Raw genomic sequence first — 14834 nt, forward strand, 5'->3', positions numbered from 1 at the left:
TATCAATTTTTAGAAAAAAGCCCTTTCAAAGAAATCGTTTTATCGTAAAACGTAATTCGGATTCCGAAAAGCAGAATGATTCCGCCCAAAACCATCTGTAAAGTTATTTGTTCTTCCAAAAACAACCAAGCTAAAATTGAGGTAATTACAGCTTGACTCAATAAACTTAACGAAACTCTTGTCGCGCGCATGTGTTGTGTGGCATAACTAATCGAAAGCCAAGCACACAATTGACAAATTACGGCTTGCAAAACCAAAACAAACCAGCCCATATCTGTGAATCCTGTGAAAGGTTCGTTTAATGAATAACATAAAATTCCCAAATAAATACTTGAAGCCATTAAACTAATCGTCATAAACGAAAGAACATCGACCTCTGAAAGGACATTTTTGCTTACCAAAAGGTAAATGGAATATAGAATGCCAGATAAAACGGCAAATAGAAATGCTTTATCGAAGTTTAAATCGATAAAAAATTCAAAACCGACCAAAGTGACCATTCCGAATAAAGCGACCAATGTTCCGATCCAGAAATTTGTTGCAGGTTTTGCTTTCAGAAAAAAGAAAGAACCAACCCCAACCCAAACTGGAGATAAATTGGTTAAAAGTGAAGCCTGAGTCGCGCTTGATTCCTGAATAGCGATATTCCAAACGGCAACATCAGACGAAAATAAAACACCGCAAAGTATTGCTAAAAGTACAAATTTTAGTTTTGGAAGTTTAAAGTTTCCGCTAAAAAGTACATAAGGCAGTAACAGAACCACAGCAAAAAACATTCGGTAAAAAGCCGAAATTAATCCTGGTGTTAAACGTAATTTTACCAATATCGGGAAAATAGATATGCAGAGTATACCGCAGATTAGGGCTAATCTTGGTTTGGTGAGTTTCATTGAATGAATTTTAATCGTGTATTATTTTTCAAAGATAACTTAGAAAGCGACTATTTTGAAAGGAAAAAGCGCGAATCGATTAAAATTAGTAATGGATTCACGCTTTTTTGTTGTTTTAAGCAGCTAAAAATTTACTGCAAGCTTTCTGAATTTGTTTATCCGAAAATGGTTCGAGTGTTTCGGCAAGCATTTCACTGGTTTTGATGCATTCCATCATTTTTGATCTTAGCTCTTTGTCATCTCCCAATTCTGTTTCAAGAATTCGCTTGAAAATTTCAGACAGATAATTGGGCTGTTCTCTAAAATCTCCTTCAAACCATAAGTCTGAAAGGAATTTTGCCATCGATGGCATTACATCTTGATGTGTCGGTTTTTGATTTTCTTTTGTTATATACGAAAATATTAAACGCACGAAACTCTCGCTTTAGATGTGACAAAATATCCTTACAGATAGATTTTCCCGAGTTTCCATAGGGTCATCATGGCGAGAGTTCGCTTATTTTAACTTTTAATAAAGTTTCAATATTATTTGTAAGGTTTTTTGTCGGCACAAACTTACAAATAATAAACTTGCATAAAAGAAAAAACATGAGAAATTTCTTATGTTTTTATGTTTCGATTCTTTGCAGAAAGAACTTATTTTACTTTTCTGTTTTCAATGTCCTGACGATTATCCCAAAATGAAACTATTTCAATTTGATTTCCATTTATTTCGTAGAATACTAGATAAACTTTCATAGAAATAACACGAGTGATTTTATTGGAAGTAAGCCTTCCAATCAATTCTGAATTTGAAAGTGTCTCTAGTAAGTCTTCAACTTCATCTAGCAGTTTTAAGCTGTAAGTTGGACTTTCATTTCTAATGAAATAATATTCAAGAACATTTTCAAGTTGAAGTTTAGCCAAAGAAGACCAAACTATTTCCTTTTTAGCCATTCTCTCATTTCTGAAATTACTTCTTCATTTTTATGAAAATTACCATTTTCAATTTCAATGCGACTTTTTTCAATTGCCATTTTTTGATCATTTGACAATTCATAAAGTTCTTGTTCAGATGAATCAAAAATAGTTTGAAGTGCATTTAGAAAATTCAAATCTTTAGAATCTTTGATTCTTGAGATTAAATTCTTTTTTATTTGTGCCGTCAAGTCCATAATATCTCTTTATAATCTCAAAATTAAAGATTTATTCTCAGATTGTATTAGTTGATTATAGATTATTTAAGAAAGTACGCTAAACAAAGAAAGTTACCTGCCAAATATTTTAGGCGGATAACTTTCTTTTTATTATCTTAAATAAACTTTTTTAGTTTACCGTAGCTCCGTTCGGCGCATCAGCATCTGGATTTACAAAAACCAGTTTTCCTTCTGCATTTGTTGTCATCAAGATCATTCCTTGACTTTCAACTCCGCGTAAAGCTCTTGGCGCTAAGTTTGCTAATACAGAAACACGTTTTCCGATGATTTCTTCTGGCGAAAAACTCTCCGCAATTCCTGAAACAATCGTACGAATATCGATTCCGGTATCCACTTTAAGAACCAGAAGTTTGTTTGCTTTTGGCATTTTTTCAGCCTCCAAAATAGTTCCGATACGAATATCCATTTTCGCAAAATCATCAAACTGAATTAAATCTTTTTGTGGTTCTGCTTGTTTGTTTTCAGCAATATTTGCGGTTTTTGTCGCTTCCAATTTATCTACTTGTTTTTGTATTTCTTCGTCTTCAATTTTAGCAAAAAGCAATTCTGCCTCGCCAATTTTATGTCCTGCTGGAATTAAATCTGAATTTTCAGAAATGTCATTCCAACCTAAAGTTTTCTCAATAAATATATCTTTTGCATCACGATTTTTCTCTTTCAAGAATTTACTGAAACCTGCAAAATGCTCTTTAAGGTCAGCCAAATTCAAGATTTTAGAAAGTTTCGCAGCAGTAAAAGGTAAAAACGGTTCAGCTAAGACGCTCAACGCTGCAGCAATTTGCAATGCTACATACATTTGAGTTTTTACACGCTCTGGATTGTCTTTCATTACTTTCCAAGGCTCTTCGTCTGCTAGATATTTATTTCCTAAACGCGCCACATTCATCAATTCGCCTAAAGCTTCACGGAATCTGTAACGTTCCACCGAACTTGCAATTACAGCTGGATACGCTTTTAATTCGTTTAAAGTTTGTTCATCAACTTCTGAGAATTCGTTTGGAGTTGGAATAACACCATCGTAATATTTGTTGGTTAAAACTACAACACGATTCACGAAGTTTCCGAAAACGGCAACTAATTCATTGTTATTTCTAGCTTGGAAATCTTTCCAAGTAAAGTCGTTATCTTTTGTTTCAGGAGCGTTTGATGTTAAAGCGTAACGCAAAACATCTTGCTTGTCTGGAAACTCTTCTAAATATTCGTGCAACCAAACGGCCCAGTTTTTAGAAGTCGAAAGTTTGTTTCCTTCCAAATTCAAGAACTCATTTGCAGGAACATTGTCTGGTAAAATATAACTTCCTTCAGCTTTTAACATCGCTGGGAAAATGATACAATGGAAAACAATATTGTCTTTTCCGATAAAGTGAACCAATTTCGTTTCTTCATCTTTCCAATACGGTTCCCAGTCTTTTCCTTCGCGCGCCGCCCATTCTTTTGTAGAAGAAATGTATCCAATTGGCGCATCAAACCAAACATATAATTTTTTGCCTTCGGCACCTTCAACAGGAACATCAATTCCCCAATCTAAATCACGTGTTACGGCGCGAGGTTCTAATCCTGCATCGATCCAAGATTTTACTTGTCCGTAAACATTCGTTTTCCAGTCATTTTTATGTCCAACTAAAATCCATTCTGTTAGAAAATCAGAATATCTGTCTAAAGGTAAAAACCAGTGTTTAGTTTCTTTAAGAATAGGAGTTTCTCCAGTAATAGTCGATTTTGGATTAATTAAATCCGTAGCATTTAAAGTAGATCCGCAATTTTCACACTGATCTCCGTAAGCTCCATCATTACCACATTTTGGACAAGTTCCCACAACAAAACGATCTGCTAAAAACTGATTTGCTTTTGCATCGTATAATTGTTCTGTAACTTCTTCAATAAAATCGCCTTTATCATACAATGTTCTAAAGAATTCCGAAGCCGTATCATGATGAATTTTTGCCGAAGTTCTTGAATAGTTGTTGAATGAAATCCCGAAATCTTCAAACGATTTGCGGATAATCCCGTCATATTTATCAATAACTTGCTGTGGTGTAATTCCTTCTTTTTTGGCTTTCATAGAGATTGCAACTCCATGTTCATCGCTTCCGCAAATAAATGCTACATCTTTTCCTTGCAATCTTAAATATCTCGAATATATATCTGCAGGCACATAAACTCCCGCCAAGTGACCAATATGAATAGGTCCGTTGGTGTAAGGCAATGCCGCCGTGATCGTATATCTCTTTGGATCTTGTATCATAATTCAATTTTATTGAGTGCAAAAATAAGCAATAGATTTGAGATTTTAATATTAGACAGAGATTCGCAAAGAAAAAGCGCAGAGAATCGCAGAGATTTTTTGAATTTAGTTCTCGCAAAGTCGCGGAGATGCAAAGTTTTTTTAAGCCAAAATTGTTAGTATTGTTTGTCATTTCGAGGAACGAGAAATCTTCGCGAGTAGCTCGACAAAAATTGACGCTTTTAGGAACGGAGTTACTTGCGAAGATTTCTCCTTACGTCGAAATGACAAGAAAACCATGAAAAACTTTGCGCCTCTGCGACTTTGCGAGATTATTTCACTCCAATAAATAAAGTACTTTGCAAGGACTTCGACTTCGCTCAGTCTGGCAAAATGCTGAGAGAAAATCTTTTTAATCCTCTAAATCTGTGGCTAATTACATCTTATAGTCTTTTTGACTATATTTGAAAAAAATATCAAAACATGAATAAAATATATCTAACCTTTTTAGTGCTGTTTTCGTATTGCGGTTATTCTCAATCACAACCAGAAAAAAGTCTAAAACAAAACCAATATTCTAATCCGATTTTTGCGGGTGATTATCCCGATCCGAGTTTATTGCGCGACGGGAAAGATTATTATGTTGTGCATTCTTGTTTTGACTATTATCCTGGACTTCTAATCTGGCATTCTACCGATTTAATGAATTGGGAACCGGTAACCAATGCGCTTCACAAATATGTTGGCGCAGTTTGGGCACCCGATTTAATCAAGTACAACAATAAATATTATATCTATTTTCCTGCGAATAATACCAACTTCGTAGTTTCAGCCGATTCTATTAACGGACCTTGGAGTGAACCTGTCGATTTAAAAATCGGAAATATTGATCCTGGACACGTAACAGATGATAAAGGGAATAGATATTTATATTTTAGTAACGGAGGTTATGTGGCTTTATCCAAAGATGGCCTTTCGGTAACAAGCGAATTAAAACATGTTTACGACGGATGGAAAATTCCGCGTGAATGGAGTATTGAATGTTTTTGTATGGAAGGGCCAAAATTATTCAAGCGTGGAGAATATTATTATTTAACGGTTGCCGAAGGTGGAACAGCTGGACCCGCCACAAGTCATATGGTCATTTCGGCAAGATCAAAATCGCCATTAGGTCCCTGGGAAAACTCGCCTCATAATCCGATTGTGAGAACCAATAGCAGTTCTGAAACTTGGTGGTCAAAAGGACATAGCACCGTTTTTGAAGATGCAAACGGAAAATGGTGGATGATTTTTCATGGTTACGAAAAGGATTATTACAATTTAGGGCGTCAGACTTTATTGCAGCCGGTTGAATGGACAAAAGACGGCTGGTATAAAATTCCAGATAATATCGAGACCGATAAACCAATTGCAAAACCAGAAGGAAAAACGCTTCCTGAATTTTCTCTGAGTGACAATTTTGGAGGCTCGGCTCTTAAACCGCAATGGAAATTTTATAGTGGAGTAGAAGCTTCAAGATTTAAAGTTGCCAATAACACGTTGACTATTGAAGGAAAAGGCGACGGAGTAGGAAACAGTTCGCCTCTAGTAGTTGTTCCAGGCGGACATTCGTATACAGCTGAAGTTGAAATGGAAATTGAAGGCAACGCAACAGGCGGATTAACGCTTTTTTACGATAATAAATATTACTCCGGAATACTAGCCGATCAAAACAACATTTTGGCAAACTTGAGAGGATGGCAGTTTCCAACAGAAAAAAATACACATAATAGAAAAGTCTTTCTTCGTTTAAAGAATATCAAAAACACAGTAGATATGTTTTACAGTTTAGACGGAAAAGACTGGAAGAAAATCGAAAATTCAGTAGAAGTTTCAGGATACAATCATAATGTCTTAAGCGGATTTTTGGGATTAAGAATCGGTCTTTGTTCTATTGGAAAGGGAAGTGTGAAATTTAAGAATTTTGTTTATAAAACTTTAGAGTAAGTTAAGCTCATCTTTGCGGGACTTCGACTTCGTTCAGTCTGACAAAAGAATAAAAAACTTTTGTGACTCTGCGTCTTTGCGAGATTAGTTCCTCAAAATAAGTTAAAATCTTTGCGAATCTCTGTGTGAAATCTTCGTGTTTCTCTGCGGAATTCCAAATAAAATAGAACCAGTTTAAACTACGTTTCCCGCTTATAAATGAGAATATATTTCGCAATCTTTGTACTCGAAAAAAACAAACTTATGAGCAAGACTAAATTAATCATCAATAAAAACGGATCAATCAAAATCGAAGGTGATTTTGAAATTATGGATCCAGAAGGAGCACTTTACGGTTTACAAGGAAGATCTGCATTAGGTCTTTGTCGTTGCGGATTATCTGCAAACAAACCATTCTGCGATGGAGGACACAGAAACAATTTCGAACACGATTCTGTTGCGTTTGATTTACCGCCAATGAAAACGAACTAAATCTTTATTTGGTTTTGAATATAAAAAAAAGCTGCATTTTCTGAATGCAGCTTTTTTATTTAAACAATACTATTTAATAGTTTTTCAAATTCCTTAAGGTCACCTTTATATCTATTTAATTCAGTATTCATTTTTAGAAACCATTGTGGGTCATCTTTTTTTGTACACCAAATTTTAACAGGAACCCAGTCTTTAGTTTTTACTATAATTGCGGAATAATTACCTATTTCGAAGCGCTCTGTACATAAGTTCGCAAGATTGTAATTTAATTTGGTTTCATTTACCCAGAGTTTTATCCAAATCGCATCATCATGTTGTAATGAAGAAAAATCACTTTGTAGGTTAACCGTGCAATTATTACTTTTTCCAATTTGAAAAAGATACTCCTTGTTGTCGGTTGATGTTATTTCAATTAAATTCCATGGTGAAGGAATTTTTTCAATACAGAAATTAAAATCTGTTTTTAAGCTACTAATTTTTCTTTTATGAGTATTTTGTTCTGGAATAGTTTTAATTTTAGGAGGATTAAGATACTCAAACAAATCTTCAACATTCGCTAGAATTTCGCAATCACAATAACCTCCATTTTTGGCTAGCCATTCCGTTACTTCGATAATATTTGAAATGCTATTTTTTTGTAAAAATGATTTCGTTATAAATGGACTATGGTTACATCCGTTTTTTTCTAATTCAGTATCTAAAAAATCAAATAATTTTGGAAATAAAACTTCATCAATAGGTAGGTTTTGTCTGAATTCGATTAATTTTTCTTTATTGAGCCGATCTAATATTTCTTTTCGATTCTTCTTATCCATAAAAATAGATGATATTTTATATATAAAGTTCCCCTTTCATAGTAATAATCGAAGAACCGCCAACCAGAATATCTTCGTCACGATTCATGACTTCAATCATTGAGGGCTGCTTTAATTTAACTCCTTGAAGAATTTTATACTCTTTATCTGGTTTAGTAAATTTCTTTTGCGTTAAAAAACCAATTAAAGGGCCAGCGGCTGTTCCTGTTGCTGGGTCTTCATTTATTCCGATTATCGGATTAAAAAATCTTGTTTCGACTATATGATCCTGACCTTCTTCTGCTGGAGCGAAACAATAAAAGCCTTCAAAATTATATTCTTTTGAGATCTGAATTAAAAGCTGGTTGTCTGGAACAAAGCTGTTCAATATCTGACTGTTTTTTATAGGAACCATTGTATGCGCAACTTCTGTTTTAACTATTGTTGGAACAAAAGAATTTACATCCAAATCTTCAATCTTTAAGCCCAGTGCCACCGCAATTCTATAAGTTGGAATTTCGCTTTTTATAACCGCCGATTTTTGATGCATTTGAACAACTGGTGAATAATTATCCAAATCGAAACTTACTGATACTGGAATTGCCGAATGGTTCATAATTACAAACGGTTCGCTTTCATTTTGCTCCTCAAAAATGGGTATTCCTTTTAGAAGAGCTCCGCAGACTGCGCCCAATAAATTGTGCCCTGCGCCATCGATTTCAATTCCGGTTGGCGTAAATGAACGAACTACAAGTGCTTTTTCTCTTGTAGAATAATAGACAAATGAGGTTTCAGAATAGCGAAATTCTCTAGAAATATCTTGATAAGTTTCTAATTTTAAATTTCCATCTGTAAAAACAACCGAAAGTGGATTTCCTTTGTAGCTTTCGTTTGAGAATACGTCTAAAACGTAATATTCTAATGCTTTTCTTCCGCTCATATTTTCCTATTTTGAATCTAAAACGATTCTTAATGGAATAAAATTACGGTTTATTCTTGTATTTCATAGACACGTTTCGTTTTTCATGGTTATTTTAGCATTACTTTTTGATTAATAATTTGCTTTCGAGATCAAAAAAAAAAAGGAGAAAAGTTAAAAAAATACTAGGCAAGGATTTCATTTTGAATTAATTCAGTTAATTTTAAACCTTCAAAATAATGTTGTCGTTTTTATGATGTTTAAAAAGCTTTCGATAGGATTCTTTTTTCTTTTTCTAATAAATGATGGGATGGCTCAAAATAAGATTAATCTTTTTTCTGAGATTAACTATAATTCTATTCCTGCAGTCAATTTAAATGAATACAAATCGGTTCAAGATCGCGACAACCGAATCCAAAATCCTAATATTGCTTTGGGAGTTGCTATTTCTGGCGGCGGATCTAGAGCGCAGTTTTTTAGCATGGGTATTCTTTTGGGATTGGAAGAAATTCAAGAAGACAATTCGAGTCGTAACTTTCTAAATGAAATCGATTATTTTTCGACTGTTTCTGGCGGATGTTATTCAGCAGGATATTATTTGACAATTCTGAAAAATAGATTGCAATATGATAATTGTTCCTTCAACGAATTTTATTTTTCAAAAGCCGATGCTTTTAAATCGGATGTCAATAAATCGGCTACTATTTTTTCTCTTTTAAATAATGGCAGAAACGAAAAAGGAGAAAAAGTCTCGATGGCGCAGCGTCTCGATTTGGAAGTTTTGCAATACGATAGCGCCAATCCAGAAAATCAGAATAAGTTTAAGACTCAAATGCTTTTGTCGGATTTCTTTATTCCGAAAGACAGCAAACTTAATCCGCAGTTGCCTATTATGGTGGCCAACGGAACGGCTTATAACAATGGAGAACGCTTTCCGTTTATGCCGCATATTATTCGTGCCTTAAAAATCAATTCGTCTTTGGCTCCAAATAAAGCTTCACTTTCGCTTGACGAAAATTATATTAATAATGGGTACGATTTTCCACTAACTTATGCAATTACGGCTAGTTCGGCTTTTCCTGGAGTTCTTCCTAAAACGAAATTCGGAATCAAAAATCAAGATAAAATTTTATGTGTGATTGATGGTGGCGCTTCGGATAATATGGGGTACGAAACTTTGATAGAACTGCTTCACAATGATTCTAAAGTAAAAGACAAAAACAAAAAAGCACTTTTTATCGATTGTTTAGGACAAGGAAAGAAAGCGCCTTTTATAAACGATGGTAAAATCGGATTGCTTTCTTTGTTGGAAACCGCTTCCTTATATACGGTTCAAACCAGATACATGACTTTTGAGAAAGATGTCGAAAATGTGCTGGAAAAATATAAAATTCCAACTTCAAATTATCAAGTTATTGGTTTTACGACTTTGCGTGATTATTTACTAACCTTAAAAAAAGATCAAGCTTACGAAGATTTAGTCGCACAATTGAAAGAAACCGACGATGACGCCGGAAATTGGCTGAAACTTCATGATAGTTTTAAAGCAGAATTGATTGCAAAATTTGGTTTAGATAGTTTTAAGAAAGATAAATACGGCGAACCTATTCTTTCTAGCTTGGATAAGGAAAAATTTAAAGATTTTGATGCAGGCAAACTTTTAATGCTTTATGAATATGCTTCGCATGTTGAAACCAAACTAAAAACAACTCCAGAAGAAAAAGAAATGTTATTGCTATCTGGACGTTTTGCTGCTTATTTAAAAACCAATGAATTGAAAGATTTGCTGGTAGAGAATAAGGGAGTTTATTAAAGATTATTGCTCAAAAATAACCTTTTTGTCTGTCTTATCTGTTTTGATAATGTCGTACGGTCTTGATAGTTTTAAAGTGCTATTGCCACTTTTTAGTCTTTCTACTTTTACAATTATCGTATTTCGATTTTCGGTAATTTCAACAATATCGATCGAATGTCCTTCTGTGTTTTGAGTTTTATCTATAACAGCAATAACTTGATATTTGCTAAAATCAATATTAATTTCTTTAAAATCTTTAGACAAATTGGTAGAAACATTCATTTCTGCAATTAATTTATCCCAAGCTTTTTGGTCTTTAATAATCAAATGTATTGGCGCAAGACTTTCATCATTAGGAAAAGAATCTCCTTTAGCAATCAACGAATATTGCACATCAGAATTTGGCAAATCATCGTTCTCGCAACTCGTTAAAGCTAGCAATATGCTAAATATTAGGATAATCCTTTTCATGGTTTTGGTTTTGGTTGCAAAGACTTTTTGTAGAAAGCCTTCTCTATATAAACAGATGCATTTATGTTCAAATAGTTGCGTAAAAGGTGTTTAGTTTTATCTGCATCTTTTATTAGATAAAGATAACGCTAATTTTGAAGAAAGATTGTGCTCAATAGCAAATAAATATGATGCAAAAGGTTTTATTTTACTTCATACCGTTCTCATCTATTAGCATTTGTTCTCTTATATAAGTTTGAAACGACTTATTTGTGTAATAAAGTTCTCCGCTTTCATGCCAAAATTCAACGACTTTACCATCATTCCGATCCAAGTTTATCGCCATAAATTTTAGTCTTCAAGTTCTTTCCAGCAAATATCTATTTCGCGTTGTACTTCATTTTTCAATTTTGGTAATTCGTTGGTAATCCAATCTTGGCTTTCTTTGCTGAGGTAGTTTTGATTCTCGTTGAGCTTGTACTTCATAGCGCCATTAATGATGTCTATCATTTCTTCGACTTCAGATGTGCCGTTTGCAAAGTTTGGGCCTATTAAATATTTTAAAACTTCTTTTTCGGACATAGGTTTGTAATACAAAATATGACTGACTAAAGGGAAATAGAAGTAAAAATTATTAGTGGTGTTAGAAGCAAATTGTATTTTATGTAATGCTGTTATTAAAGAGTCTGATTCTGAATCTGTAGTTTGAGAATTTAACTTTTTTAAAAGATCGAAACAAATTTTGGAGTGAGGCAGTATTTTTCCAACTTCTTCCAAGTAAGTAAATGTTTTTTCAAAATTAGTAGGGTCATCATTTCCAAAAGAACTAATAAGAGAGGACATTTTCTTTTTCATTTTAAATCTATATACTAGCTTAAACAATACATTTTTGAGATGTATTTATCTGGAAGTTTTTAATTGGCAGAAGAGTTTCAGATAATGCTAAAATACAGTTTTTCTATTTAGGGATGACAAAATTAAAGCTCGATGAGCTAGGAAACATGCAAAAAAATGTAATTTATATTATTATTTCTCCCAACTTTGCATCACAATCTTTTAAACAAAAACTCAAATGGAATTCGGTAAAATCATAATTTCAGAAACTGCAGCGAATAGTGAAAATCCGCAAGACGTTGTCAATTCGAATATTTCAGTAATCAATTTAATGCGTGAAGAAAAGATAGACGACGACTTGATTCACGAAGATGCTTTAATGAGTTACTATTTAGATTTTTACGCTTCAAAGTATGCGGAAGGAAATTTCTCGAAGTTCGTGTATGATTCTGGATGGAATAAAGAATTGAACGAATTAATCGAAGAAGGTTTAGCTTTAATTGGCGCAGAAAAGCATTTGGAATTGTTTAAAGAGCAATGCCGCAAGCTGCGTTTGCAGAGTACAATCAAATTAGGGAAATTTCTAAAAGAGAAATACGATGCTCCAAACGCTTTCAAAGATTTGCTAAACAACAATGCTTATTTTGAATTGGATGAAAATTTGGCCGAATTGAATGCTGCATTCTTAAAATCGCATCCCGATACAGAAGTGCTTTCGGTAGAAGAAATGTTTGCTACACTAGAAGAGTTTATAGGACACGAAATTAAGAGAGATTAAGTTTTTGTTTTTTTTGCTGTGGTTTGTAAGAAAATTATATATTTGGAATGCCCTAAAATTTCTAACAAATCGAAACCTATGAAAAAAACGATTCTTTTAAGCAGCGTTTTGATGTTTTTGTTTTCCTGCGGGAAAAATGAAAAGGTTCCAAACGATGCCGAAGTTCAGTATCAGGAACTGCTTTCGGAAACACAAGCACATCTTGCTCTTAATAAAAAACCTATAAAAAAACTCATTTTTAAAAATCTGGATGAGATCGAAGATTCTAAAGAAATGAATTTGCAGCTGCTTTCCATAGTAGCGTCAAACTTAAAAATCAAATATTCAGATATTAAAATTGCCGAATCAAGTTCCATCGATTACGATAATCAAACCACTTTTTTTGTTCTGACAACTGTTGCGCACGATAAAAAAGTATTGAAATCTCGAGATGACGAAGAAATGGGAAATTATTTCCAACGTAAATACTTGTTTGTAAATCGGGAAGATGGAAGCATAATTGCCGAAGAATTTGATGAAAATCTAGGTTATTACGATAATGAAGCCATTCAGTTTTCAAAATCGCATATTTTGAAAGATCTGTTTTTTTTAAACGAAAATACTCCCGCAATTGCCTTTTATACAGAAGCAAGCGCAAGCAGTAGAATTGTTTTGTATTCGGAGAAGAAATTTACACTGATTACTTTGGCTGACAATGAAATTAAAAAGGTCTTATACGAATATCCAATTCGATTAACGAATGGCGATTCTAACGGAAGCGGAACTTTTCAAGTAGAAACTTTAGAAACCGGCATGAGCTTTTCAGATCATAAAACAAACGGTTATTTTGATTTGATCATAACCAAAAATTTTTCTTATGAAGAAGCGTTCGAAAGTGATGCTGAAAACGGAATTGAAGAAAAAAGTGACCTGAAAATTAAAAAAGAATTAGAAAAGATTAAGTATAACGGCAGAGAATACGCTTTTCATAGAGACGACAGGCATCGTTTTCTGGAGTAAAATTCAAAAAAAGCGAAATAACATCAAGGGCACTTTTATAGTGCTTTTGCTGTTTATAGGAGATTTCGGTTTTACTGCAAAACTTTGACCTATTGTTAACAAACATTTCCTTAAATTTGCTTCCGTTATAAAAAATACAATAGTTATAAAAATCAAGCTATGTTACAAATTGCATTTATTAGAGAAAATCAAGAGAAAGTAATCAAAGCTTTAGCAAAACGAAATATCGATGCTAAAAGCGTTGTTGAAGAGGTGGTTCAATTAGACGAAAATCGTCGTGCTGCACAGGTGGAATTAGACAATACTTTATCAGAATCTAATAAATTGTCCAAAGATATTGGTGAATTGATGAAAGCTGGAGAGAAAGCGAAAGCCGCAATCTTAAAAGAAAAAACAGTTTCGCTAAAAGAAAAAAGCAAAGAACTGAGCGAAAAAGCAGAAGCTTTGGCTGTTGAGTTGACGAATAAATTATACACATTACCAAACCTTCCAGCAGATATTGTTCCTGAAGGAAAAACGCCAGATGATAATTTGAATGTTTTCCAAGAAGGAGATATTCCGACTTTGCATGAAGGCGCACAGCCACACTGGGAATTGGTAAAGAAATACGATATCATCGATTTTGAATTGGGTGTAAAAATTACTGGGGCAGGATTTCCTGTTTATAAAGGGAAAGGAGCAAAGCTTCAACGTGCTTTGATTAACTATTTCTTAGACAAAAATACTGCTGCAGGATATAACGAAGTTCAGGTTCCGCATTTGGTAAACGAAGCTTCAGGTTTTGGAACTGGACAATTACCAGACAAAGAAGGACAAATGTATCATTCTACAATTGATGATTTATATTTGATTCCAACTGCTGAAGTACCAGTTACGAATTTGTTCCGCGATGTTATTTTAAACGAAAGCGAATTGCCAGTTTTACATACAGCGTATACGCCATGTTTCCGTCGTGAAGCGGGTTCTTACGGAGCACATGTTCGTGGATTAAACCGTTTGCACCAATTTGATAAAGTTGAAATCGTACGCGTTGAACATCCTGATAATTCTTACGCAGCTTTAGACGGAATGGTAGAACATGTAAAAGACATTTTAAAAGAATTAAAATTGCCTTACAGAGTTTTACGTCTTTGCGGTGGCGATATGGGATTCACATCTGCTTTGACTTACGATTTTGAAGTGTTTTCTACAGCACAAGACCGCTGGTTAGAAATCAGTTCTGTTTCTAACTTTGAAACTTTCCAGGCAAATCGTTTGAAATTACGTTTTAAAGACAAAGACGGAAAAAATCAATTGGCGCATACACTTAACGGAAGTTCATTAGCGCTTCCTAGAGTTTTGGCTGGAATTATAGAAAATTACCAAACTCCAGAAGGAATTGTAATACCAGAAGTTTTACGTCCTTACTGCGGATTTGATATTATAAACTAAAAAAAGATAGTTTTTAAGATACAAACCTAACAGGTTTTAAAACCTGTTAGGTTTTCTTAATTTATAG

The 14834-nt window shown here is 33.8% G+C and carries 15 protein-coding genes; 6 read left to right on the forward strand and 9 right to left on the reverse strand.

Going from position 1 to position 14834, the window contains the following annotated elements:
- Positions 1-2 precede the first annotated feature (2 nt).
- The 5 genes from BSF41_RS14830 to metG all read right to left on the reverse strand — a co-directional run bounded on the left by BSF41_RS14830 (position 3) and on the right by metG (position 4331).
- Positions 3-890, reverse strand: a complete 888-nt coding sequence (locus BSF41_RS14830; protein ID WP_095930281.1) for a DMT family transporter — start codon at positions 888-890, stop codon at positions 3-5.
- Between the two features lie 115 nt (positions 891-1005).
- The gene (locus BSF41_RS14835; RefSeq protein WP_371611375.1) at positions 1006-1302 is read right to left on the reverse strand and encodes a hypothetical protein; all 297 of its coding nucleotides are present in this window, start codon (positions 1300-1302) and stop codon (positions 1006-1008) included.
- Between the two features lie 224 nt (positions 1303-1526).
- Positions 1527-1826: a type II toxin-antitoxin system RelE/ParE family toxin gene (locus tag BSF41_RS14840; RefSeq protein ID WP_095930282.1), complete on the reverse strand. Its 300-nt coding sequence runs from the start codon at positions 1824-1826 to the stop codon at positions 1527-1529.
- Positions 1808-2044 (reverse strand): hypothetical protein, encoded by a 237-nt coding sequence (locus BSF41_RS14845; protein WP_095930283.1) that lies wholly within the window; start codon positions 2042-2044, stop codon positions 1808-1810. The genes BSF41_RS14840 and BSF41_RS14845 overlap by 19 nt, the downstream gene beginning before the upstream one ends.
- A 151-nt stretch (positions 2045-2195) precedes the next feature.
- Positions 2196-4331 carry a methionine--tRNA ligase gene (gene metG, locus BSF41_RS14850; protein WP_095930284.1) on the reverse strand — a complete coding sequence of 712 codons (2136 nt, stop codon included), beginning with the start codon at positions 4329-4331 and terminating at the stop codon, positions 2196-2198.
- 462 nt (positions 4332-4793) lie between these two features.
- Here metG and BSF41_RS14855 point away from each other — a divergent pair, with 462 nt between their 5' ends.
- Together BSF41_RS14855 and BSF41_RS14860 are read left to right on the forward strand one after the other, a co-directional pair.
- The gene (locus BSF41_RS14855) at positions 4794-6296 is read left to right on the forward strand and encodes a family 43 glycosylhydrolase (RefSeq protein WP_095930285.1); all 1503 of its coding nucleotides are present in this window, start codon (positions 4794-4796) and stop codon (positions 6294-6296) included.
- Between the two features lie 243 nt (positions 6297-6539).
- A complete protein-coding gene (locus BSF41_RS14860; protein ID WP_012022943.1) occupies positions 6540-6767 on the forward strand; it encodes a CDGSH iron-sulfur domain-containing protein in 228 nt (75 codons plus the stop codon).
- 59 nt (positions 6768-6826) lie between these two features.
- Here the strand turns inward: BSF41_RS14860 and BSF41_RS14865 are convergent, their stop codons facing one another.
- Both BSF41_RS14865 and BSF41_RS14870 read right to left on the reverse strand, forming a co-directional pair.
- Complete coding sequence (locus tag BSF41_RS14865) at positions 6827-7582, reverse strand: DUF2695 domain-containing protein (RefSeq protein ID WP_095930286.1); 756 nt, start codon at positions 7580-7582, stop codon at positions 6827-6829.
- Positions 7583-7598: 16 nt separating this feature from the next.
- Positions 7599-8501, reverse strand: coding sequence for a PhzF family phenazine biosynthesis protein (locus BSF41_RS14870; RefSeq protein ID WP_095930287.1), 903 nt, complete (start codon positions 8499-8501; stop codon positions 7599-7601).
- A 289-nt stretch (positions 8502-8790) separates the two neighbouring features.
- Here BSF41_RS14870 and BSF41_RS14875 point away from each other — a divergent pair, with 289 nt between their 5' ends.
- On the forward strand, positions 8791-10293 hold the full coding sequence (locus tag BSF41_RS14875) for a patatin-like phospholipase family protein (RefSeq protein ID WP_172426915.1): 1503 nt from the start codon (positions 8791-8793) through the stop codon (positions 10291-10293).
- Positions 10294-10296: 3 nt separating this feature from the next.
- Here BSF41_RS14875 and BSF41_RS14880 read toward each other — a convergent pair whose 3' ends face one another.
- On the reverse strand, positions 10297-10746 hold the full coding sequence (locus BSF41_RS14880; protein WP_095930289.1) for a protease complex subunit PrcB family protein: 450 nt from the start codon (positions 10744-10746) through the stop codon (positions 10297-10299).
- 330 nt (positions 10747-11076) lie between these two features.
- Entirely contained in the window at positions 11077-11580 is a 504-nt protein-coding gene (locus BSF41_RS14885; RefSeq protein WP_253251837.1) for a hypothetical protein, read from the reverse strand.
- Positions 11581-11797: 217 nt separating this feature from the next.
- Between BSF41_RS14885 and BSF41_RS14890 the strand changes: the two genes are divergently transcribed.
- The 3 genes from BSF41_RS14890 to serS all read left to right on the forward strand — a co-directional run bounded on the left by BSF41_RS14890 (position 11798) and on the right by serS (position 14767).
- Complete coding sequence (locus tag BSF41_RS14890) at positions 11798-12337, forward strand: hypothetical protein (RefSeq protein ID WP_095930290.1); 540 nt, start codon at positions 11798-11800, stop codon at positions 12335-12337.
- Positions 12338-12415: 78 nt separating this feature from the next.
- On the forward strand, positions 12416-13336 hold the full coding sequence (locus BSF41_RS14895; protein WP_095930291.1) for a hypothetical protein: 921 nt from the start codon (positions 12416-12418) through the stop codon (positions 13334-13336).
- A 159-nt stretch (positions 13337-13495) separates the two neighbouring features.
- Complete coding sequence (gene serS, locus BSF41_RS14900; protein ID WP_095930292.1) at positions 13496-14767, forward strand: serine--tRNA ligase; 1272 nt, start codon at positions 13496-13498, stop codon at positions 14765-14767.
- Positions 14768-14834 lie beyond the last annotated feature (67 nt).

Source organism: Flavobacterium sp. ACN2, from assembly GCF_002303885.1.
Classification (GTDB): domain Bacteria; phylum Bacteroidota; class Bacteroidia; order Flavobacteriales; family Flavobacteriaceae; genus Flavobacterium.